This window comes from Novosphingobium sp. PP1Y, from assembly GCF_000253255.1.
Classification (GTDB): domain Bacteria; phylum Pseudomonadota; class Alphaproteobacteria; order Sphingomonadales; family Sphingomonadaceae; genus Novosphingobium.
Genome location: NC_015583.1, coordinates 1,098,037 through 1,119,106 on the forward strand (window position 1 = coordinate 1,098,037; position 21,070 = coordinate 1,119,106).

16 protein-coding genes are annotated in these 21,070 nt (G+C 60.4%); 7 read left to right on the plus strand and 9 right to left on the minus strand.

Going from position 1 to position 21,070, the window contains the following annotated elements:
- Positions 1-206: 206 nt before the first annotated feature.
- The gene (locus tag PP1Y_RS05850) at positions 207-620 is read right to left on the minus strand and encodes a recombinase family protein (protein WP_013837159.1); all 414 of its coding nucleotides are present in this window, start codon (positions 618-620) and stop codon (positions 207-209) included.
- A gap of 204 nt (positions 621-824) precedes the next feature.
- Here PP1Y_RS05850 and PP1Y_RS05855 point away from each other — a divergent pair, with 204 nt between their 5' ends.
- From PP1Y_RS05855 to PP1Y_RS05865, 3 genes are read left to right on the plus strand one after another with little or no spacing between them, the layout of a single operon-like run.
- A complete protein-coding gene (locus PP1Y_RS05855; protein WP_013837160.1) occupies positions 825-2,507 on the plus strand; it encodes an ABC transporter ATP-binding protein in 1,683 nt (560 codons plus the stop codon).
- The gene (locus PP1Y_RS05860) at positions 2,504-3,568 is read left to right on the plus strand and encodes an efflux RND transporter periplasmic adaptor subunit (protein ID WP_013837161.1); all 1,065 of its coding nucleotides are present in this window, start codon (positions 2,504-2,506) and stop codon (positions 3,566-3,568) included. Before PP1Y_RS05855 ends, PP1Y_RS05860 begins: the two co-directional genes overlap by 4 nt.
- A 2-nt stretch (positions 3,569-3,570) precedes the next feature.
- Entirely contained in the window at positions 3,571-5,025 is a 1,455-nt protein-coding gene (locus PP1Y_RS05865; RefSeq protein ID WP_148274900.1) for a TolC family protein, read from the plus strand.
- A gap of 171 nt (positions 5,026-5,196) precedes the next feature.
- Here the strand turns inward: PP1Y_RS05865 and PP1Y_RS05870 are convergent, their stop codons facing one another.
- Complete coding sequence (locus tag PP1Y_RS05870) at positions 5,197-5,814, minus strand: sterol desaturase family protein (RefSeq protein ID WP_013837163.1); 618 nt, start codon at positions 5,812-5,814, stop codon at positions 5,197-5,199.
- Between the two features lie 201 nt (positions 5,815-6,015).
- Between PP1Y_RS05870 and PP1Y_RS05875 the strand changes: the two genes are divergently transcribed.
- Positions 6,016-6,777 (plus strand): SDR family oxidoreductase, encoded by a 762-nt coding sequence (locus tag PP1Y_RS05875; RefSeq protein ID WP_013837164.1) that lies wholly within the window; start codon positions 6,016-6,018, stop codon positions 6,775-6,777.
- Here the strand turns inward: PP1Y_RS05875 and PP1Y_RS05880 are convergent.
- Positions 6,758-8,251: an LTA synthase family protein gene (locus tag PP1Y_RS05880; RefSeq protein WP_013837165.1), complete on the minus strand. Its 1,494-nt coding sequence runs from the start codon at positions 8,249-8,251 to the stop codon at positions 6,758-6,760. The genes PP1Y_RS05875 and PP1Y_RS05880 overlap by 20 nt on opposite strands.
- Before the next feature lie 358 nt (positions 8,252-8,609).
- On the opposite strand from PP1Y_RS05880, the gene PP1Y_RS05885 reads away from it, so the two are divergent.
- The 3 genes from PP1Y_RS05885 (at position 8,610) to PP1Y_RS05895 (ending at position 13,408) form a co-directional block, all read left to right on the plus strand.
- Positions 8,610-9,791, plus strand: coding sequence for a capsule biosynthesis protein (locus PP1Y_RS05885; protein ID WP_065762404.1), 1,182 nt, complete (start codon positions 8,610-8,612; stop codon positions 9,789-9,791).
- Positions 9,792-9,855: 64 nt separating this feature from the next.
- Entirely contained in the window at positions 9,856-12,021 is a 2,166-nt protein-coding gene (locus PP1Y_RS24620; RefSeq protein WP_148274855.1) for an acyltransferase family protein, read from the plus strand.
- A 175-nt stretch (positions 12,022-12,196) separates the two neighbouring features.
- The gene (locus PP1Y_RS05895) at positions 12,197-13,408 is read left to right on the plus strand and encodes a diguanylate cyclase (protein ID WP_369799476.1); all 1,212 of its coding nucleotides are present in this window, start codon (positions 12,197-12,199) and stop codon (positions 13,406-13,408) included.
- A 47-nt stretch (positions 13,409-13,455) separates the two neighbouring features.
- Here PP1Y_RS05895 and PP1Y_RS25715 read toward each other — a convergent pair whose 3' ends face one another.
- The 6 genes from PP1Y_RS25715 to PP1Y_RS05925 form a co-directional block, all read right to left on the minus strand.
- Positions 13,456-13,740: a hypothetical protein gene (locus PP1Y_RS25715; protein WP_148274856.1), complete on the minus strand. Its 285-nt coding sequence runs from the start codon at positions 13,738-13,740 to the stop codon at positions 13,456-13,458.
- 504 nt (positions 13,741-14,244) lie between these two features.
- Complete coding sequence (locus tag PP1Y_RS05905; RefSeq protein WP_148274857.1) at positions 14,245-15,624, minus strand: Xaa-Pro peptidase family protein; 1,380 nt, start codon at positions 15,622-15,624, stop codon at positions 14,245-14,247.
- Positions 15,621-16,691 carry a M24 family metallopeptidase gene (locus tag PP1Y_RS05910; RefSeq protein WP_158511836.1) on the minus strand — a complete coding sequence of 357 codons (1,071 nt, stop codon included), beginning with the start codon at positions 16,689-16,691 and terminating at the stop codon, positions 15,621-15,623. The genes PP1Y_RS05905 and PP1Y_RS05910 overlap by 4 nt, the downstream gene beginning before the upstream one ends.
- 295 nt (positions 16,692-16,986) lie before the next feature.
- Entirely contained in the window at positions 16,987-19,359 is a 2,373-nt protein-coding gene (locus PP1Y_RS05915) for a TonB-dependent receptor (RefSeq protein ID WP_148274859.1), read from the minus strand.
- Between the two features lie 78 nt (positions 19,360-19,437).
- A complete protein-coding gene (locus tag PP1Y_RS05920) occupies positions 19,438-20,460 on the minus strand; it encodes a FecR family protein (RefSeq protein ID WP_013837173.1) in 1,023 nt (340 codons plus the stop codon).
- Positions 20,457-21,047, minus strand: a complete 591-nt coding sequence (locus PP1Y_RS05925; RefSeq protein WP_051009974.1) for an RNA polymerase sigma factor — start codon at positions 21,045-21,047, stop codon at positions 20,457-20,459. Before PP1Y_RS05925 ends, PP1Y_RS05920 begins: the two co-directional genes overlap by 4 nt.
- Between the last annotated feature and the right edge of the window lie 23 nt (positions 21,048-21,070).

Below are 21,070 nucleotides of genomic sequence, written 5' to 3' on the forward strand. Positions count from 1 at the left end.
CGAACAACGTGTCGATTTGCAATGTGAGAAGCCAGACCTGATCCATTCGCGCCTGCGTGTTATGGCGCCCCTGTTTGCGGTCCCGCTCGGAGCGCCAGCACTTCTTGCATGAAATCGCTGCGATTTGGATGTTCCACTCACCGCCTTGCCTCGCAAGAGATGGCTGCGCAACGGACGTCCTAGATCCGTCCGGAGGCGGCGCGCGACTAATCCTGCAGCCTGGCTGCTCCCATGCCTGTCTCAGCCTCCGCGCGCTCGCGCTGGACATCATGACCAAATGCCGTGAAGGCGGCCACGGTGTGAAAGAAGCTGCGACCTTCGGGCGCGGTGGTGTCTATGTCTTCACACAAGGAGCGGAATTCGACCTGCCGTTCGCCCAGCGCCTGCAAGTCGCAAATCAGCGTAATGAGCGAGCGTGACAGGCGGTCTAGGCGCCAGACTATGATCTCGTCGCCGGGGCGGGCGTAGTCGCACATTTCCATGTAGGCGGGCTTGAGCACGGCGGAACCGGATATTCCGTGATCCTCCCAGATCCGCACGGCCCCGGCCGCGCGAATGGCCTCGAGTTGGGCAGCCAGGCTTTCTTCTCCTGCGCTTGTACGCACGTAGCCCAATTTCATGGCGTTGAACTCCTGGAGGTCCTTGATCGATCTTACCTCGCGCTGCAGCGTCGCATCGACGCCGTCAAGGCTCGGCCTCCACTTTGCGGGCTATCGGCGCTGATGTTGCAATTGCGTTATTAAATGTTGCAAGGCAGCATTGGCCTCTTGTCTCGGGCTACAGCTCATCACTAGATGCCAGCAGCATGTTGATGAGGTCGCGAATTGTCCGGTGAGTATTTGGGGCTACGTCAGGCGTCTACGTGGCTCAGGGAAATAGTCGGTCCCGATAAGGGTTATATCAAAGTCGGAATCGTCTACACATTGGCGATCACGCTACTTTCACTGGCGACACCTATTTCGGTCCAGTTACTGATCAATTCGGTAGCGCGCACGGCTTTGGTGGCCCCGCTTTGGATATTGTCGGGCGTGTTACTCGTCCTTCTGCTCCTCGTTGCCGGACTAAGCGCGCTGCGCAGCTACCTCTTGGCGATGTTCGAACGCCGCATTTTCGCACGTGTCGTAGCGGAAGTCACCGTGCGGGCTGTCCATGCGCAGAACCCCTTTTTCGCGGATCAAAGCAAAGGCAGCCTGTTCAACCGCTACTTCGACATGGTTGTCGTCCAGAAAGCGGTGCCAAGCCTGGTGATCAACGCGTTCACGATCATCCTCCAGGGCGCGGTGGGGCTGATCGTGACGAGCTTCTATCATCCCTTCTTTCTCGGATTCAACATCGCCCTGATCGCGACCTGCCTGCTCATTTGGCTGGTGTGGCACCGCGGCGCGATCGCGGGCGCGGTCGGTCTCTCGCATGCCAAGCACGAAGCGGCGCAGTGGCTGGAAGGCGTCGGTGCATCGAACGGCTTCTACAAGTCCGCGCGCCATCTCGATTTCGCAATGGACAGGTCCGAGGCGGTAACGCGAAATTACATTCACGCGCACCGCCGCTATTTCCGCTACAGTTTCGCGCAGACGCTGGGATATTTCCTGGTCTACGCCTTTGCCGCCTCGGCGCTGCTTGCGCTCGGTGGAAATCTGATCCTGGCGGGCCAGCTTTCGATCGGTCAGCTAGTGGCGGCCGAGCTCATCCTGTCCGGCGTTTTCTACGGCATCTATCAGCTGGGGTGGTATCTCGACACCTTCTACGACCTGGTGGCAAGCTCGGAGGAATTGTCGCAGATATTTGCCATCCAGCAGGAACCGCTCGGCCTCAACGGTCAGGCCCCGCCCGATGGCTCGGTACGGTTTCGCGCCGTGGAACTGGGCGGGTCGCGCTTTGACTTTGCTATCGATAACGGCGAGCAGGCCGTCATTGTCGCGGAGCCCGGTGTCGAAAGCCAGATCGCGCTCATGCTCAAGCGTCATGCCAATCCTGAAAGGGGATTGCTGACAATCGGCGGCAGCGACCTGGGCAGCTTCGACATGTATCTGCTGCGATCCGCCGTAATGGTGCTGAACAGGCCAACAATCGTCGATATCACCATCCGCGAGTACCTGAACCTTGCCGCAGGCGGCAATGCGGATGGCGCTACGATCATGCGGATGCTCGATGTGGTTGGCCTTGCCGCGCGCATCTCCAGCCTGCCTGAAGGGCTGGACACACAGCTGGCAAGTTCCGGATCTCCGCTTTCGATCGTGGAAGTCATGCAGCTTAAGGTGGCAACGGCACTGCTGAGCCGACCAAGGGTCCTTTTGCTGTCGCAACTCTATGACATGGTTCCGGCCGAACCACTCCATGAGACACTGAAAATGCTGCGCGAGCATGGCACGACCGTTCTGCTTTTCACCGGCCGGCCTGAGGCGTTGCAACTCGATAGCTGCTTCTGGCTGGGCGTGCATGCGCAGCGCCGCTTCACGGATCGGACTGATCTTGTGCGCTTCTTGCGAACAGAGGAGGGAGAGGCATGACGATCAGTGAAGCGCAGTTGACGCATTTTCGCTCTCTTGCAGGGCTTAATCCTCCACGTGTCGTTATCGTCGTGGCATGGCTTATCCTGGTGGGGATCTGTCTCGCGGTCGCCATTCTCTTCGTGCCTTGGCGCCAGACGGCGCAAGGGGGCGGGCAGGTCATCTCCCTTGATCCCGATGACCGTCCACAGCAGGTCTCATCGCTCGTCGAGGGGCGCATTCAGCGCTTCTTCGTGCAGGACGGCCAGCTTGTGAATGCCGGCGATCCGATTGCCCAGGTCGTCGATGTCGATCCCAATTTCCTTGAGCGCCTGGCCGCCGAGAAGGCGGAGATCGAGGCACAGATCGCCGCAATCGAGCAGGCGCGCGCGGTCGCCTCGATCGATGTGGGGCGCACAGGTCAGCTTTTTGCCGAAGGGCTGGCGGCTCGGCGGGATTATGAACAGACGCAGATCAAGGTTGCCGAAGCCAACGCCAAGCTCGCTGAGGCAAAGGCGAAGCTGAAGCAGATCGAGGTGCGGCAGATGCGCCAGTCGGCACAAGTCGTCACTGCACCGCGCAGCGGCCGTGTTCAGAATCTGAACGCGGCGGCGGGAGGCGCGTTGATCTCGGCCGGCACAGTGCTGGCGATGATCGCACCGGAGCAGGTCAGCCGCGCGGTTGAACTCTATGTGGACGGCCGGGATATCCCGCTGGTCGAACAGGGGCGACCGGTCCGCCTCGAATTCGAGGGCTTTCCCGCATTCCAGTTCAGCGGTTGGCCGGCCTTCGCGGTCGGCATCTATGACGGGCAGGTTCGGTCGGTCGATCCGACACCGCGCGCTGATGGCCTGTTTCGAGTGCTGGTCGAACCCAGACCCGGGAAGCCGGCCTGGCCGGCCAGGCGCTTCGTGCGCCAAGGCGGGAAGGCACTGGGCTGGATACAAGGCGACAACGTCACGGTCGGCTACGAACTGTGGCGACAGATCAACGATTTTCCCCTGAATTTCGGGCAGGTTCAGGTGGCTGGGGAAGGTCAGGAAAAGGCTGAGAAAAGCTCGATCGAAAAGAAGAAGAAGTAATGATGCGCATCTTGATCGGCATGATGGCGCTGGTGATCGCCGTCTCACCGTCGGCGGTATGGGCACAGCATGGCAAAGGGGAATTATCGGCGGCGAATTCCGGCGAGCCCCTGACGCTGCAGGATGTGCTTCGATCATCGGCACGCTCGGCACCTGACATCATCGCGGCGCTTGCGCGCAATCGGCAAGCCGAAGCCAGGGCGCTGTCGGCGCAAGGGGCGTTCGACGCTGTCTTTGCTGTGGAGGCGCGCAGCCGATTGGCTGGCTACTACGACGGCACCGAATTTGCAGGCAAGGCCGAGCAGCCGCTCATGGACAACGGCGGGTATGTCTATGGACAGTACCGCGCGTCTCGCGGAGATTTCCCGGTATATGAGGATAAGGGATATACCAATCGACTGGGCGAGCTGAAAGTCGGGGCGCTCTATTCCCTGCTTCGCGATCGCCTGATCGATGCGCGCCGGTCGGAATTTCGACTGGCAGCAAACGATATCGACATCGCCAGGTTCGAAGCCAAAGCCGCCGGCATTGGGGTCCAGATGCGGGCGGCCGACGCCTATCAAAAATGGGTGGCGGCCGGGCTGAAGCTCAAGGCCTATCAGGCGCTGATGGTCCTTGCACAGAACCGAAGTGCGGGCATCGAACGCCAGGTCAAGCTGGGTGCCAAGCCCGCGATAATTCTCACTGAGAATGAGGCCAACTTGGTCAAACGGCAGGCCTTCGTGGCAGAGGCAAGGCAGGACTTACGCGCAGCGGCAGTAAAGCTTTCCCTATATTATCGCGATGCGGATGGTCTGCCGATCATCGTCGATGAAACGCGATTGCCACGCGATCTGACGGCACTGAACGGGATCAGGATCGACCCTGGTTTCAATCTGGAAGGCCGGCCCGACTTCGCAATCATACTGGAAGAAATCGACAAGGCTGCCGTCAAGATGGCCCTTGCCCGCAACAACATGAGACCAAGGCTGGATCTGAGCGGCGAGTTGGCCAAGGACTTCGGTCCGGAAGGCCTTGGCGGTTCCAGTCGGACGCCGCTTGAAATGATCGTAGGCGTGACCTTCAAGATCCCGCTGCAGAACCGCAAGGCCAAGGGCAAGTTGGCCGAGGCGCAGGCGAAGATCGATGAGCTAACCGTCAAGCAGCAGTTTCTGGCGGAAAAGATAAGAGCCGAAGTAGCTTCTATCGGTATCGAGGTCGAAACGGCGGGCCAGCTTGTCGATATCAGCGAAAGGGAACGAGCGCTGGCGCAAACTCTGGCAGACGCTGAACGACGCCGTTTCGAACTTGGGTCAAGCGATTTCTTCCTCGTCAATCAGCGCGAAGAAAGCGCCACGAACGCGCAGGTAAAGCTTATCGAGGCGCACGCCCGGATCGCCGCCGCCAGGGCCGAACTGGCGGCAGCAACGGCAGATGAGGATGCACTTGGATTGACGTTCAACCCGGCATCTGAGTGAAAGGCAAAAGCATGCCCACGCGTTAGCAATGTTGCAAGGCGCCGCAGCCGGGAGGATTCGCTGGTAAGTTCCTGAATATGCAGCAGAAGGTGATCAGGATTGTAGACTATGGCCGTCCACAGCATTGAACCTGCTTGGCGATAATTCGACCGACAGGGTCCAGAGCTACGCTTACTGCGCCTTCTTTATCTCGCGCACGCTGCTTCCGAACATGCGGTCCCAGAAGATCGCCGTGATTGCGTAGTTTCCTTCTTCGTCGACGTGGTGGTGACGCATATGGTGGCGCTTGATCGCCATGCCGATGCGGCCGCGCATGGGCCACTGGTGGCAGGCGTAGTGGACCACGTCGTATCCGACGTAGCCGATGATGAAGCCCAGGAAGAGCCAGGTGCCCGCCATGCCGAGCAGGGCCACGCAGGTTGCCCACACGGCAGCGCTGATGGGCAGGCTGACGAGCGGCGGCATCAAGTTGCGCAGCGGATCGTTTGGGGTGGTGTGGTGATTGCCGTGGACCGCAAAGACCAGCCATCTGATCGGCGCGGCATCGGAATCCCAGTGGAACAGGAACCGGTGCATCGCATACTCGAACAGCGACCAGACCAGCAGGCCGAGCGCAAAGAGGAGCGCCCCGTAGGCTGCGCCTGCCGTGCCCCAACCCGTCCATGCAATGAAGGGGAGCGCGATGCTCCAGACCAGGACGAACCCGCGCGGCGAGATGAGAGTGAGCTTCTCGAGCTGCCGGTTCTCGAACAGCTGAACGCGCTGGGGACTGGTTCGAGGATCACGCATCAGACGACTTTCTCGACAGCAATGGGGCTGCGTTGTCAACACTATATGCTGCCATGCAGCATAATTCTTGATTAATCTGCAATGTAAAAAATGAGGCTGGCATAACTTGGAAAAGAACCCTTAAATTCCTGTGCTTGCCGAACAAGAGAGAGGGCCGTGGCTTTTCCCCCGCAAACTGCCGAAAGGGCGTCCGGTCGCCCAATGCGACGCATTCTTGTCACAGGTGCATCCGGTGGATTGGGGCGTGCGATTGCCGCCCACTATGCGCAGCCGGGTGCCGAGCTGCTCTTGTGGGGGCGCGACAAGGAACGGCTCGATGCGGCGGCGGCGGCTTGCCGCGCGGCGGGAGCGCAGGCGAGCATCCGTTCGCTGGACATGAGCGCCGAAGACGCCGCCGTGGCCGCGCTGATGGCCGAGGACGCGGCAGGGGCGATCGACATCGCCATCTTCGCCTCGGGCCTTGGCGACATTCGGGCGGAAGGGGCCCTTGTGGAGGACCCCGCGCTTGTCATCCGACTGGGCAAGGTCAATTTCGTGGCGCCCGCTGCGATGACCGCGGCGCTGGCCGAAGCCATGGCGCGGCGCGGGGAAGGGCGCATCGTCCTGATCGGATCGGCGGCGGCGTTCCACGCGCTGCCCTTTGCGGCGGCCTACGCCGGGACGAAGGCCGGTCTTGCCCGCTTCGCGGATGCCCTGCGCCTGGCGGTGCGTCCTTATGGCGTGGGCGTGACGCTGGTCTCGCCCGGCTTCATCGATACCGCATCGGGGCGCAAGGTGCCCGGGCCCAAGCCGATGATCCTGACGCCCGAGAAGGCCGCCGCGATCGTCGCTCGCGCGGCGGAGCGCAAGCAGGCGCATGTCGTCGCGCCGGGTATCTTCGCCCTTCTGCGCTGGTTCGACCGCCTGCTCCCCGCATTCTTGCGTGACAGGCTGCTGTCCTCGCTCACGCCTCCTGGACGATAGCGGGGGCAGTCAGGGCCGCCAGCACGGTATGATGCAGTTCGGCCGGGGTCAGGTCGACCGGCTCTGCAGCGCCGCGCAGCAACTGGCCCTGCGCGTCCATGCGGACGATCACGTAAGGGGTGTGCCGCGCGCTGCCCGGGGCTGTGACCCCGGGAATGCTGGGGCGGTGATCGCCGAAGAAGACGAGCGTGGCCGGCCGGCCGAGCGCTGCCAGGTCATGCAGCAAACGCTGCAGCATGGCATCGCTGTTACGCACGAGACGCAAGTAGCTTTCGGTCAGCGCATCCGGCCCGGTCGCCTGCTCGGGCGCCCAGGGGCCATGGTTCTCGATGGTGACCGCGTAGAGCAGGGTGGGCGCCGCGAGGTCGCGGGCAAGATCTGCAATAACGTCCGCCATCGCGGCGTCGGTGACGTAGCGACCCTCGTGCGCACGTGGCGGTGCGAAGCGATCCTGCCCGACCAGCTCGGAAAAGCCCCCCGCGGGCATGATCCGGTCGCGCCCGTAGAAGCGCATGTCGTGCGGGTGCAGGAACAGGCTTTGCCAACCCGCGGTCTTCAGCCTGTTGGGCAGCGCGTAGCTGTGTTCGCCCAGCGCCGTGAGGAAGGGGTCGTAGCGCCTGAAGCCGAGATCCGCTTCGTCGCGGCCGAACAGCACGCCATATTCGGTGCGCATCGTATAGGCGCCAAACCCGCTTACGTGCAGGCGCCCCGATTGCCAGGCGATGGCGCGTGCCGCATCGAGAGCGGGCAGGGCCAGTTCCGGATCGCCGAAGAGTTCGGCGGGATCGGCGAAGGATTCGCACTGGACGATGACCGCCAATTCCGCCTCGTGCGGTTTGCGCAGGGCAGCGCCGGGCGCGTCCCCATGTGGATGCGGATGCGGCAATGGATCGCTGCTTTCGCGCCAGCGCAGCCAATAGAGCAGCAGCGCCGGCAGCAACCCGAAGCGCTGCACGTCGAGGTGAGCATCGGGATGCGGCGTGAGCGCGCAAGGCGGCTTGATCCGCAGGAACAGGGCCAGGGCTGCAAGACTGCCAAGCGCAATGCCCAGTCCTGACAGGTGGATCCACGGATCGGGCACGAACAGCAGCGCAAGGACGGCAAGCAGGACCAACCCGCCAAGGCTCGCCAGGACCCGCTGCCACAGGCTGACGGCCGAGAGATAGAACTGCGGATGGCGAAAGATCGCACCGATCAGGGCAAGGTCGGAGAACAGCAGCGGTTCGCCCAGCATGGCGTTCTTGGCGTTGGAGGCGACCGCCAGCAAGGCCACGATTGCCAGCGCCATGGCCACGGAGACAGCGGCATTCCCGCATAGGGCGAGGAACAGGCCGAAAAGGGCCGTCGCCATGAGCGATTGCAGGACGAGGCCGGGCAGGCAGCGCAGGGGGATGCCCCCCGCACTTGCCGGACGCGGGCGGACTGCAGCGTCAAGGAGGAGGGAGCCGGCCAGCAGCACGGCAACAGTCAGCATGCGATCTACCTGGTACCGTGCCGCAAAGCAGGTCGGGTCATTTCCATCTCGGCTCCACTGCAGGGAGCGGCCTCATAGCGCGGGGTCTTGTTCGTGTCATTATTAGGCGTCGATGCAATCGATGACTTTGAATCGAAAGGTTGTCGATCAAGACATGGCAGACTAACGGATGGATCAACTCATTGGGCAATATGCTTAGGTAGATGCAAGGCCAGACGATCAGATCTCCTGAAAAATCAAGGGCGGAGTGCGGATTTTGAAACTGGAGGCGGTGACTCGGGCGCAAGGCGATTCCGGCGTCGTCTTTGTGACCGGCAAGGGATCGCGCCGTCGCAACGTCCTGCTCCTGCAGGGACTGATGGGACCGCTTTTCCGCCGCCTCGGCCAAGGGCTGATCGCTGCTGGGCACGGGGTGTACAAGGTCAACTTCAACGGCGGCGACCGCCCGTTCTGGCGCCTGCCCGGCGGGATCGACTATCGCGGATCGCTGGAGGACTGGCCGGCCGAATTCCAGCGCCTGCTCGGCGAACTGGCGATCACCGACGTCATGCTTTTCGGCGATTGCCGCGACCATCACATGGGCGCCACGCGCGTCTGCCGCGAACTGGGCATCCCGGTTCACGTCTTCGAGGAAGGCTATGTCCGCCCCGACTGGGTGACGCTGGAACTGGGCGGGGTCAACGGCCACTCCAGCCTGCCGCGCGACCCGGCCTGGTACCGCGAGACCGCGGCAAAGCTGCCTCCCGTTCCCCCGCATGCGCAAGTGCCGTCCTCGTTTCGCCGCCGTGCGACCGAGGGCCTGCTGTATAACGCCGCGGATGTCTTCACGCGCTGGCATTACCCGCACTGGAACAACCATCGCCCCTGGCATCCCGCGGTCGAAGGCATGGGCTGGTGGCGCAAGCTGCGCCGCCGCAAGGAGCGCGAGGCGCAGGCCGCCGCGCTGCTGGAGCGGATGAAGACCTCCGCCGATCCCTATTTCCTGTTCCCGCTGCAGCTCGATTCCGATGCGCAGATCCGCCTGCATTCACCCTTTGCGGGCATCGCCGATGCCCTCAAGCTGGTGCTGGGATCCTTCGCTGCCCATGCGCCGGCCGGCACGCGTCTCGTCGTCAAGGAGCACCCGCTCGACAACGGCGTGCGCAACTGGGAACAGGAAACCGCCGACATGGCCGCCCGCTTCGGCATTGCCGACCGGGTCGACTACCTGGGCTGGGGCGATATCGTCCCGGTTGCCCGCGATGCGCGAGGGATGGTCACGATCAACAGCACCAGCGGCACGCTGGGGCTGGCGATGGGCGTGCCGGTAGTGGCGCTGGGTCATGCCGTCTACGACATCCCCGAGATTACGTACCAAGGTGGCCTCGACTCATTCTGGCGGGACCCCGTCGCACCCGATGCCGAGACCTTCGAGGCCTTCCGCCGGGTATTGATCGAGCGCTGCCTGATCCCCGGCGGGTTCTTTTCCGAAGAAGCTCTGGAGAAAGTGGTGCGCCACGCCATCGCCCGGATCGAGGGGCGGCCGCTCCTGCCCGAGTGAGGCCAGGCGGCGCGTAGCGAACGGAAGCAGGCCTCTTCCATTGGGACCCGGCGTTCAAATTCCGGTGCAGCGAATTCTCGACGCCCCCGTTTGTCGCAAGCCTTTTCGAGTTAATGAATTTGGCCAGTTGCTGGGAAGACCGCAAGCAAGCGATACCGTAACCTTCGCAGGCGCCGGATTCGCGAGGTTGAATTTCATGCGAGTATCGTCGAAGACCAGTTCTGCATCTTCGAAGACATCATATCGCCCGGACATCGACGGATTGAGAGCCATTGCGGTGACCTCCGTTGTCCTCAACCACGCATTTCCAGATATATTTACCGGTGGGTTCATCGGGGTCGATGTCTTCTATGTGATATCGGGGTATCTGATCACTGGCATTCTGCTCGCAGGCTTGAACGCTAATAAGTTCAGTCTTGCGGAATTCTATGTTCGCCGCATTCGCCGCATCCTGCCGGCTCTTCTTGTTGTACTGTCTATAACTTCGATTCTGGTACTTTTCTTGTTCACCCCAAGAGAGTTGGCGGATTACGGGAAAAGTTTGATCGCGACCGCGGCCTTCTCGTCCAACATATATTTCTGGACGACGACCGGGTACTTCACTCCCGAAGCGCATTTGATCCCACTCTTGCACACCTGGTCGCTTGCTATCGAAGAGCAATATTATGTCTTCTTTCCTATCCTGCTCTGGCTGGCGTGGAAACTTGGGAAAGTTAATCTGTTACTTGTTGCAGGGTGCGCTTTTTCGCTTTGCCTGAGCGTGACGCTGACCAATGGCCATGCCCTGGCTGCCTTCTATCTGCTGCCGACCCGAGCGTGGGAGCTACTGCTCGGCGCGATTGTCGCGGCACGGATTTTGCCGGCGATTAAACATCGGCATATCGCGAAGATCGCGATGCTTGCAGGCGCACTGCTTCTTGCCCTGGGCTTCATCATCATCAATGAGCAAAGCCCGTTTCCCGGTTCGCTTGCCTTGCTTCCTTGTCTGGGAACTGCGCTCATCATTTATGCAGGTATCTCGGATCGCTCCAGTCCGGTGAGCGTGGCCCTTTCCTGGCGCCCCGTGGTCATGATCGGGTGGATATCCTATTCGCTCTATCTCTGGCATTGGCCGGTCATTTCGTTACTTTATCGGCGCTTCCATGGTCTCTCCACGACCATGGCATTGCAAGCCATCGCCTTGTCGGTTGCCTTGGCCTTCCTGTCCTGGTGGTTCGTGGAGCGGCGGTTTCATACGCCTCCAGCGCAATTGGCTTCTGTCGACAAGCCGCAGGGCCGACGGCCATTGGCAACGATAGGCTTCGGAACGGCTGCGCTTGCTATAGTGGCCGTGGCGGGGACCGGCCTCATGCAGCTGGAATCTCCCACCGTAGTGCGGGAGCTATATCCCGCCGAGATTGCCGAACTTAGCGAAGCGGTCGTTCACGTTTCCTCGCCCAAAAAATGCCGCGAACCGGAGCGAACCCTCAACGACCCCGAATGCCGGATCGGAAATGCGCAAATGCCGGCGACTATTGCCTTGTGGGGCGATTCCTACGCCGATGCCCTGAAGCCCGGATTCGCCAAAGTTCTGCACGATCACTCTGCCTACGGCTTCATCCTGCATTCCTGCCCACCGATTCTAGGGGCGGTTCGGGTCGATGACCGTCGTGAGTATCGGAATTTTGGAGCTAAATGTATCCGGGCGAATCAAAGCACAGTGAAGGCTCTGGAGGATCATCCCGAGATTACTGAAGTGGTCATCTTTGGCCAATTCCTGAACGCCTTCGACATACCGGACAGGCCGGTCTTTCTGGTTCCGGACCACTACAATCCCGCGTTTGCCGATAAAAGAATGGACCAGATAACGGATCGAATAATCGACACTGTCGAAATTCTGAAAGGGATGGGCAAGAAAGTAATCTTGATCGGAACCTTTTACGCTACCCAGGCCCAAGGTGCCGAAGATCTTCTGGCTCGGCGTATGTGGTCATCCAGAATTGATGGCAGGATGAGCGCCGCAATCTACGATCGATATTCCAAACCGATGAACGATCGTTTGCGCAAGATTGCCGATGACAGGATTATTTTCATCGATCCAAAGCCCGTTTTCTGCCGCACAAACGATGTATGCGACTTTCTTCCCGGTGGTAAGCCGCTCCTGATCGATGACGGCCATTTGACTGCCGAGGGTGCAAGAAGGTTGGCCTCCATGATTGCCCAGGCGCTGGAGGCTAAGAGCACAATTTGATTCTTGCACGACATCGTTTTGCGGCGTGGCTGAGCGGCCCGATTGTGCTCGTGGCGATCCTCAGCAAACCGAAGCAGCAGGTTTGTGCTCGGCATCGTAAGCCTTGGTTTTCCGCCAATCGATCTTCGACGGCACCGTTCGCTTCCGAGTAGGTCATTAACAGGAAATTTGCGGATTGGCGGATAGAGGCGGGGAAACCGCGGTGCCTGCCATGTGGATCGATCTCTCTACCCTCTATTTTCTTGCCATCGGAACCTTGCTGCTCAGTGCGGGCATGTTGTTCTGGGAAGGCCAATCGCGGCCAAAGCATCTCAGGGCAATCACTTGCCTCGCCGCCGGCTTTGGGACCCTTGCAGTGGGTTGTGCCCTGGCTTTGGCGCGAGGCCATCTGCCTGGCGCCTTGGGCGCGATCGTGGCCAACATGGTCATGATGGCGGGCTATCTCCTCGTGTTCGAGGGCACTGCAGCTCTTGGCGGTCACAGGCGGCGCGCGATCTCGCTGACTATCCTTATCGCTGTCGGGCTCATGTGGACCCTGTCAGGCGCTCGCGGGCAACACGCCGTATGGAACTATGTCAGTGCCTTGCCCATTGCATTGGTCAGCGGCCTGACGATGTGGGAAATGTGCCGTAACGACAGCTTCAGGGCTTTGCGAGCGCGGCGCGTGGTCATCGCCTTCACGGCGCTGCATACCCTCTTCTATGCTGGCAGGGCATTCGTGTTGCCGGTACTTGCGCCGATCTTCGGGGCCCCGCTGCTCACCGCAGCAAGCACTGTCACGATGTACGAAGGCGTGCTCTATTCCGTCGGCCTGCCCATGGCGCTCATGGCCCTGTTCCGTGAGGAAGCCCACGAGCAGGTCTTGACGGCTTCGCGCACCGATTATCTGACGAACCTGGGCAACCGGCGCTGGTTCTTCGAGGAAGGAGAGCGGTTTCTGCACACGTGGGGGGTGGATGGCAGGGTATTTCTGCTTGCGTTCGACCTCGATCACTTCAAGTCGATCAATGACCGCTTCGGACATGCCATGGGCGACGAAGTGCTCAAGCTCTTCGCGCGATTCGCGCGGCGTGCGGTCGGCCATAGCGCCATCCTTGCCCGCATAGGCGGCGAGGAATTCGCTGCGTTGTTGCCCTGCAGGTCCAGCACCGAGGCGATGGCCCTTGCCCAAGGTGTGGTCAGCCGGTTTGCGGAAGCCGTGGCGGATCCCGATGCCGGTCTCGGCGTGCGTGCCACCGTCAGCATCGGTTTGGCAGAACTGGGCGTCGACGGGACAGAGCTGCCAATTCTGCTGTCGGCTGCCGACTCTGCGCTTTATCAGGCCAAGGCGAGTGGCCGTAACCGTATCGTGCTGGCAAAGGCGCAGCCCTTCGCAGTTGCCAACTGAGAATACGCGGCGCTCGCGTGGTAACCGGCCCGCCATGGGCGGCGCTGTCAGTGCGTCCAGTCGAGCGTCAGGGATTGGAAATGCCAGCGAAGCTGTGCCGGGGTGGCGCCGTCTACGTCGTTGACCCGCCGCAGCACCGCTTCGCCTTCGAGCCGGACGGGGCGACCATTCTTGTCGGTCCCGGTGACGGTCAGGGGAGCGGTGTAGTAGCTCGATCCTGCGGCGCCCTCCATTTGCCCATTGGGTGCGGCGATTGTGATCTTGTCCAGATCCGCGAAAATGGCTGCGAACTCGGCTTCGCTCCACTTCTTCCGGTCCGGCGGACTGAGCATGGACCGGGCTTGGCCATATCGACCGAGCTCTACAGCGCGAACAAAATCGAGAAGAACGTCGCGCGCCCCTCTTTCACCGCGCTCGGCTTCAGGGTTAAGTGCCGGTCCGGCAGGCGGGGATGGCTCCTCGCTGCGATCGGTGGCCGGGCTCGTTGTTACGCGATCTGGCTCCGCGGTCGATTGCGGAGAGGGCAGAGCGCCGCTTGCGTGCCCTGAGCGATCTGGCACGTCTTGGGTCTGCCCGCAGGCCACAAGCGCGAGCGCCATGGCCGTTGCCGCAGTTTTCCGAAATCCAGACATGGCTATCTGAACGGATAGAGGTGCTCCGCGGTTCCCTCAGCGCGTGGGCAAAGTCCCTCGCGCCTCGATGCAGATGACTGGCGCTTCCTTGGGCTCCATTGCCTGCATCGGCCGGGCATGACCCCAGCCGATGCTGCGCCGGACCGCTCGTTCTGGCCCGGTATGACTTCTGGACAGAGCCGAAAAGGCCAGTCTCTGACAGGCTCAAGCTGTTTGCATGTGAACTCGCCTTGAGCTGGCGCTGTATTCTTCAGCGCCGTCCGCAGTTACGAGCAGGTTTGCGCCCAGGAAGACCTTGTCTCTTCCGATCTGTCCATTGGGTTCCAGATGGATCGCCATCCCCGGCTGGAGCTTGATATCGGCGCCGAAAGTAGGCGAGTACGGGAGCTCTCCGTCATGTTTGGAGAAATAACGTTGCCGCAGCGAGGGAATCCCTTGTTCCACGAACCTGCTCGTTTGACCATTCGTGAAGATCGGCGACAATCCATGGAAAAGCGGCGCATTGTTCCAGGCATTGAGCTTTCTAAAGGGCGGGGACATGATTTCCTGAAGTTCACGCAATGCAAGGCCAGGTCGAACGGCGCGAAGGCCCAGTTCGTAGGACATGTGGGCAGCGTCTATAAGTTTCGTCATCGTCACGCCGGGTTGCCCCATGCAGGAAGTCCAGCCCGCCTGTGCCTCTGTCGCTCCGACATAAACGATGATCTCGTTCGTCACGACATCGCTCTCGGCAAGAGGCCTGGTGCTAATGTAAGGCGAACCACCAGATGGGGTCCACGCCCCGTGGCGGAATATGTCGTAGGCAGCGTGGGCCATGGCATCGGCCTCGGTTCCCCCGACCCTGAGATTGTCGAAGAACAGCTGTGTTGCACGCTCGGCGAGATGCGCAGCTTTTTTGTATTGTTCGAGCTCTTCGCCACTCTTGACCGCAATCGCGGGAAGCAGGGAAGACCAGACGTCCACCCATTCGAACTGCGGCAAGAGCGTCATCAACGAATGAGTCAGAGGCAACTTATTCCACGGCGCGCCGCCATTGACCATGTAGGGCGATACCGGCCAGAGTGCCGTCAAACCGGTGCATCCCACCCGGGCCTTGCCCAGGCCCATTTCCGAGAGCGCGGACGCAATGCCCGGCGCACCCTCGTTAAATCTCCAATCTTTGATCCAGCGCTCAGGATAGAGTGCCTGCGCCAGCTCGAAGTCGCGTTGAGCAGTTGGACTGCTAACGTTGTCCTGAAACGCGATTGGCTCTCCGCCTTTCGGGATGATAACCGTAGGAGTTGCTTCATTCGAGAAATAGTGCCCGACAAAGTCATGGCTTTGAGTAGGCGAAGCGATGACAAGGCAATCGAGCCCCTCAGCGACCATCAGCTTGCGAGCCAATTCCAATCTTCTGTCGCGCTCTTTGAGCGACAGTTGCGGATAACGGTTCGTCCAGCTCTCGTCTCGCCAATCCGGACTGTGCCCCTTGTGTAAGGGCGCGGCAAAGCTCGTCGAAGCGGCGATAAGTGATGCACCTGCGCCGGCGGCAAAGAAGGTCCGCCTGTCGAGAGGCGCCATGGTTCGGATATCGCGTACAGTCATACCGATTGCACCTTGCAAGGAATGATGTTGAGTTCTTCACAGCCGCCGACAGTGACGAGCAGGCCACCGCCGATGCTCATCATGCCGCCTTCCGCCGTCAGGCGTGGATTGAGCTGGACATGCATGCCTTCGTGAAGTTCGAAGTCGTCCCGGAGATGGTCGATCTGCGGATTGAGCACCCGGAAATATGGTAGTCCCGCATCCGGTTCGGACGCTCCCAGCCAGCTCGCAATGGCGCCGTTGATCCGTGACAGTGTCATGCCGGGTTTGATGATCTCGCAGGCCCGGTGGTAAGTATCCTCCAACCTGTCGGCAGCTCGTTGGCGTCCAGCGGACAGGCCGCCGATCGCCAAGGTCGCGTGAATGCGGCCTTCCATTCCGCCTGACCAGCATTGGACAGTGGACGTCACGAGTTGGCCGCGTTTCAGGGTTCGCGTCATCAGCCCGCGTTCGCGCCAACGCGAATCGAATGAAACGCCGACGTTACTGATTGTGCGGAAGCCACCAGGAGCAATCGGCGCGCCATAGCCATCGTAGGGACCGAGCCCAACGTCGCCGATCACGATGCCATACCGCCCGATATTGCATCTGATCGAACCGGTAACCTCGGCTTCGGCAACTCCGGGCCTGACGGTTTTGGTAAGCAGTTCGGCAGCGGCTTCACTTGCGGCAGCTGCAGAACGGACATGGTTGAGGGCCTCGGCGCCCTGAATGGAGCGCAGTCGTGCATATTCCTTGTCCAGGGGTTTGAACTGCAGGTTCGGCAATTCGGTCTGCAAGTAGGCCTCGAGGGAGGAACCGGAGAGATTGGCGCTGCCGATGATGGTAGGCCCATTGATCCGATCTCGCAGGCGGGCGCAGAATTCAGGTACGCCGTCGAAACCGAAGGTCCAGTCCTGGACCCAGAATTTCATCCCGGCCGATTCCATGGCGTGCATGACGACAGCGGGGAGAAGTGTCGCGACGTCGGGAGGGGCAAAGGCGAATGGCTCTCCTTCCAGGGGCAAATAGACCATCGCGCCCATCCAGTCGCCAGTCGCACCGGTGAGATAATCGCCGCCTTGCATGTCATCCGGCGTCGAAACCGCCAGAAAACCGCTGACACCCGCGCGACGCATCAATTCGCGAACGGCCGCATGCCTTTCGGCTCCGGTAGTAGCCGTGAGTGGCCTCGCCCCCCGTAGGCCGTTTGCACCGATAGCCGGGCTCTCGAATCCCGCGACTGGGTGGAAATGGGAAACCGGACGCCTCATCCGGGGGGACACTGCTGTTGTGCGATCTTTTTCTTGCACCATTTTGGTTCCTTGAACATGCGCCTACGAAAATCGGGCGCGGAAATTGTTTTCCCGCGCCCGCCGTTCGTCAGAATCTGGCGTTCATCATGACGCCGTAGGTGCGGGGTGGACCAACCTGGACCTGCGATCCGCCCGAGTTCGTGTAGCTGTTCCACACGGCTTGGTTGGTGATGTTACGCAGATAACCGGTGACAGACAGTCCGTTGTCGACGAAGTCGTAAGTCAACGACATGTCAGCCTTGGCATAGGCTCGTTGCCGCGATTCCGGAATATGTATGAAGTCCAACCACTGCCCGGTCGAGCCATAAGCAGCCACGGTTGCAGTCAATTTATTTCCATCCGGGAAGTAAAAGCTGTGGTTATAGGCAATGCGCCCCGACCACGCCGGCGAACGGGTCATGACCTGGCCAGAATAGTCGACGGGGGGGCGCCCGTTGGGAGGCGGATAATCACTGCCGGGGACGACGAAATCCTTGTAGCGGGCATGAAGATAGCTGACGCTTGCATCGAGCCGCGCGTCATTCAGGACCTGCCAGTTGCCGTCGATTTCGACACCGTAAACTTCGGCACGGCCGACATTGTTGATGCGGTTACCGAAGGCGGGAAAAGGATTGACGTAATCGAGATAGCCGATCTGCAGATCCTTGTAGTCATAATAGAATGCTTCGGCATTCAGGCGTACCTTTCCGCCTGCGAAGGTATTCTTCGATCCGATTGCGTAGGCGGTCAGTTCCTCCGGACGGAAAGTGTTCGGCGGCGCACCGCCAAAGAAGCCGCCGGCCCGAAACCCGGTGGACGCACTGGCATAGAGAAGCGAATTCTCGCTCGCATGCGCTTCAAGAGCAATGCGCCAGTTGGTCGAGTTCCACGACCCTTCATTGAGGAAAGGATCACCGTACGTATCGAAGCCCGTCTGGCTCTTCTTGTCCTTGCTGAAACGCAGCCCGCCGGTGAGGCGGAGGGAATCGATCAACTTCAGAGTGGCCTGCCCGAACACGGCCTTGGAATTCGCGGCCTGGTCCGGATTGGATGCGAAACTTTGGAAAGGGCCGGACTGGATCTGCTGTGCGAACTGACCGTCCTGATCAAGCGCGTACAGGCCGAGCAGCCACTGGAGCGTGCTCGCGTCCGACCCGCCTCCGACGCGAAGCTCATGCGTCCAAACGCGGTCTGCACTCTGTTCGGCCAGTGTGAAACCGGCTTTCAGAACAATGTCGTTCCTGATTTTCCGCCGGGCACCAATATAGGTCACAGTGACATCGCCGAGGGTCCAGTTGACCTCGGTCTGCAAGCCGGATTGCTTAGTATCCCGCTTGGCACCGGTTTGATCGAATGGCGTGTACCAGTCTCCACCGGCTGACGGCAGGGGCATAAGTCCCCCGCCATCGCCGCCGAGGTCGAGATAATCTCCGGACAGCAAAACGGACAGGTTTTCAGTGGGCTCCAGCAAGACGTGCATGCGCGCAGCGGTGGAATCGACAGCGTTCGCGCCATTGGACATATAGCCATCGCGGCGATCGCTCTGGAAGGATGCGCGCACTGCGATCTGGTCGCTTACAGGCGCGTTGAGCATCCCCGAGAATCGCAGCTTGTCGAGATTGCCGAACTCGACTTCCGCTGACCCCGCATATTCGAACTTCGGCTTCGCAGTGAATATATTCAGTGCACCGGCGGTCGAATTTCGTCCGTACAGCGTACCCTGCGGTCCACGAAGCACCTCAATACGTTCAATGTCGAAGAATGCGCCATTGATTGAGTTCGCTCGCGCCATGTAGACGCCGTCGACATTGACTGACACCGCCTGGTCAGTTTGAACAGGCGATGCGTTGATGCCGATGCCGCGGATAGTCACCAAGGTATTGGTTCCTGGCGTAATCTGGATGTTGGGAACAACAGAGCCCAATTCTCGAATGTCGTAAATGCCATTACGAGTGAGATCATCGCCGCCAATGACGGATACGGACAGGGGAGTGTCCTGGAGGTTCTCATTTCGCTTCTGGGCAGTGACAACGATCTCACCGAGACCGTTTGAACCGCTCGTGGCGGCTGCGGCGCTCGCCGTGTAGTGAGTTGCTTGCGCAGGCGCCTGAGAGTTGCTGTGGTCCGCACCCAATGACGCACTGGGCGAACGCAGAATGACCACGCCATGTTTGGTTCGCTCGACCTTGATGCGGCTACCCTTGAGCAATTGTGCCAGGGCATCGTCCGGATGGAAACTCCCGTTGACTGCGCCTCCACGCAGGTTGGCCACAATGCTCTCGGTGTACAGGATCTTCTGGCCTGACTGTTGGCTGTAGGCGCGTAATGCCTTGCTCATGGATCCGGCCGGGATTTGAAATCGGATCTGTTGTTCGCCTGCGTAAACTGCAGCTGGACAGGCCAGCGCGGCGGCCAGCGCCGCTTGCGTCACTAAGGAACGCGAGTATTTTAGGATGCTCAATTTCTTGCCTTTCCTGTACGGATCAGGAAGGCCCCCGCCTTCCTACCAATAAGAACGTGCAAGAGAGCAGCAGCCACATCAGTTTTTTTGGCGAGGACTTAATTCTATACGCTGCGGGGTGGTTTTGACTTCAACGTCCGGGTACATTGTCGCAACTGCATCGGCAAACGGGAGCGCATCCTGATTGTCGAAAGCACCGGAAATCCGTCTCTCGGCGATCGACGGTGCGACGGATATGGGGCGCGAGGCGTGGCGATTGAATATCGACGCAGCTTCGGCAAGCGATGCATCGTCGAATTCGATCTGCGTGCCGTTCCACGCAGCGGCATCCTTCTCGTCGAATTTCCTGAGGTGAGGGGCCTCCCCATTCCTTTTCTGAAGTTGCTCACCGGGCTCCAACCTGGCAATCGCCTGAGGCATGCGCGCTTCCTTTGCGTCGCGCCCGGTAAGTTCCGAAACCAGGACACTTCCATGGATCAGGCTGACCTGCACATAGGCCTGCTGGGCCGTGATGTGAAAGTCTGTACCGAGTGCCTTTACGTCCAACTCTCCCGCGCGCACGTGAAAAGGCCGCTTCCGATCTTTGGCCACCTGAAAGCGGGCCGTTCCGTGTAACAGGACGACATCCCGCTCAAGGCTTGAGAAGCGGAGCTCCAGCGATGTTTCACCATCCATGATGATGGTGCTTCCATCTTCGAGATGTATTGTCTTTCGTTGCCCGGTTTCCGCAGCGACGGTACGAGGTGCAATCGCCTGTGAAGACGAATACTCTGCAGGGTGAAAGAACAGGACGGAGACGCCTGCAGCGACTGCGCCCGAAAGCGCTATACCGGACATGGCGGCTTTCCATCGTGAGTGCAGAGGCAGTCGTGTTGGCCGCGCCTGAAGTGCCTCAAGACGCCATTGATTGATCTGGGGCGCAAACGAAGCGGCATCAAATTGCGCAAGTCCCATGCGAAGCGCGTCGGCGACTTCTTCTCGCGCCGGATCTTGCCCTACCCATGCACGAAAGGCCGGCATGGCGTTTTCATCTTCCAGAGCAGCCAGATAGAGCCGGGCGGCTTCCTGCCAATCGGAAGCGGTGATGACGGATTCGGTCATCGCTTCGCTTTAACTGTCTTCGCGAGTTGAACAACCGCGCGGGCCACGTGTTTTTCCACTGCACTTGTACTGATGTTGAAATGATTGGCTATTTGTCTCTGGGTCCACCCTTCAAGCCGATAAAGAAGGAAGATCTGACGAGTGCGTTCGGACATGCTGTCCAGCGATTTCACCACTCTTGCGATGGCCTCCCTGCCCAGCATCACCCGTTCTGCATTGAGTTCGTCTACCGTGCCGAACAAGGCCGCCTGAAAATCCTCACGCGAGGACTGCCCGTGGCGATGCCTGGTGGCCGTGCGACGAATACGATCACGAAGCAGATTCTTGGCGATCGTGAAAATGTATGCGTCGCTTGCGGCGGAAGCAAAGCGCGTGCTGCCGCACAACCTCGCGATGGTTTCCTGTGCGAAATCCTCAGCCTCTCCATGCGGCGCACGATCGTGGAAATAGGCTATGAGCTTGCTTCTCATCGCTTCCAGTCTCGCGGTCGCACCGCCCTTCGCCGCGCCACGCGAAATGGTTTGCTCCTCGCCGCCATTGTCCAGTCGCAGTACGGCAAGGGCGGACGCTCCGGCGCGTTCGTTCACCGTGTTTCCTCCTGCCTTCGGTG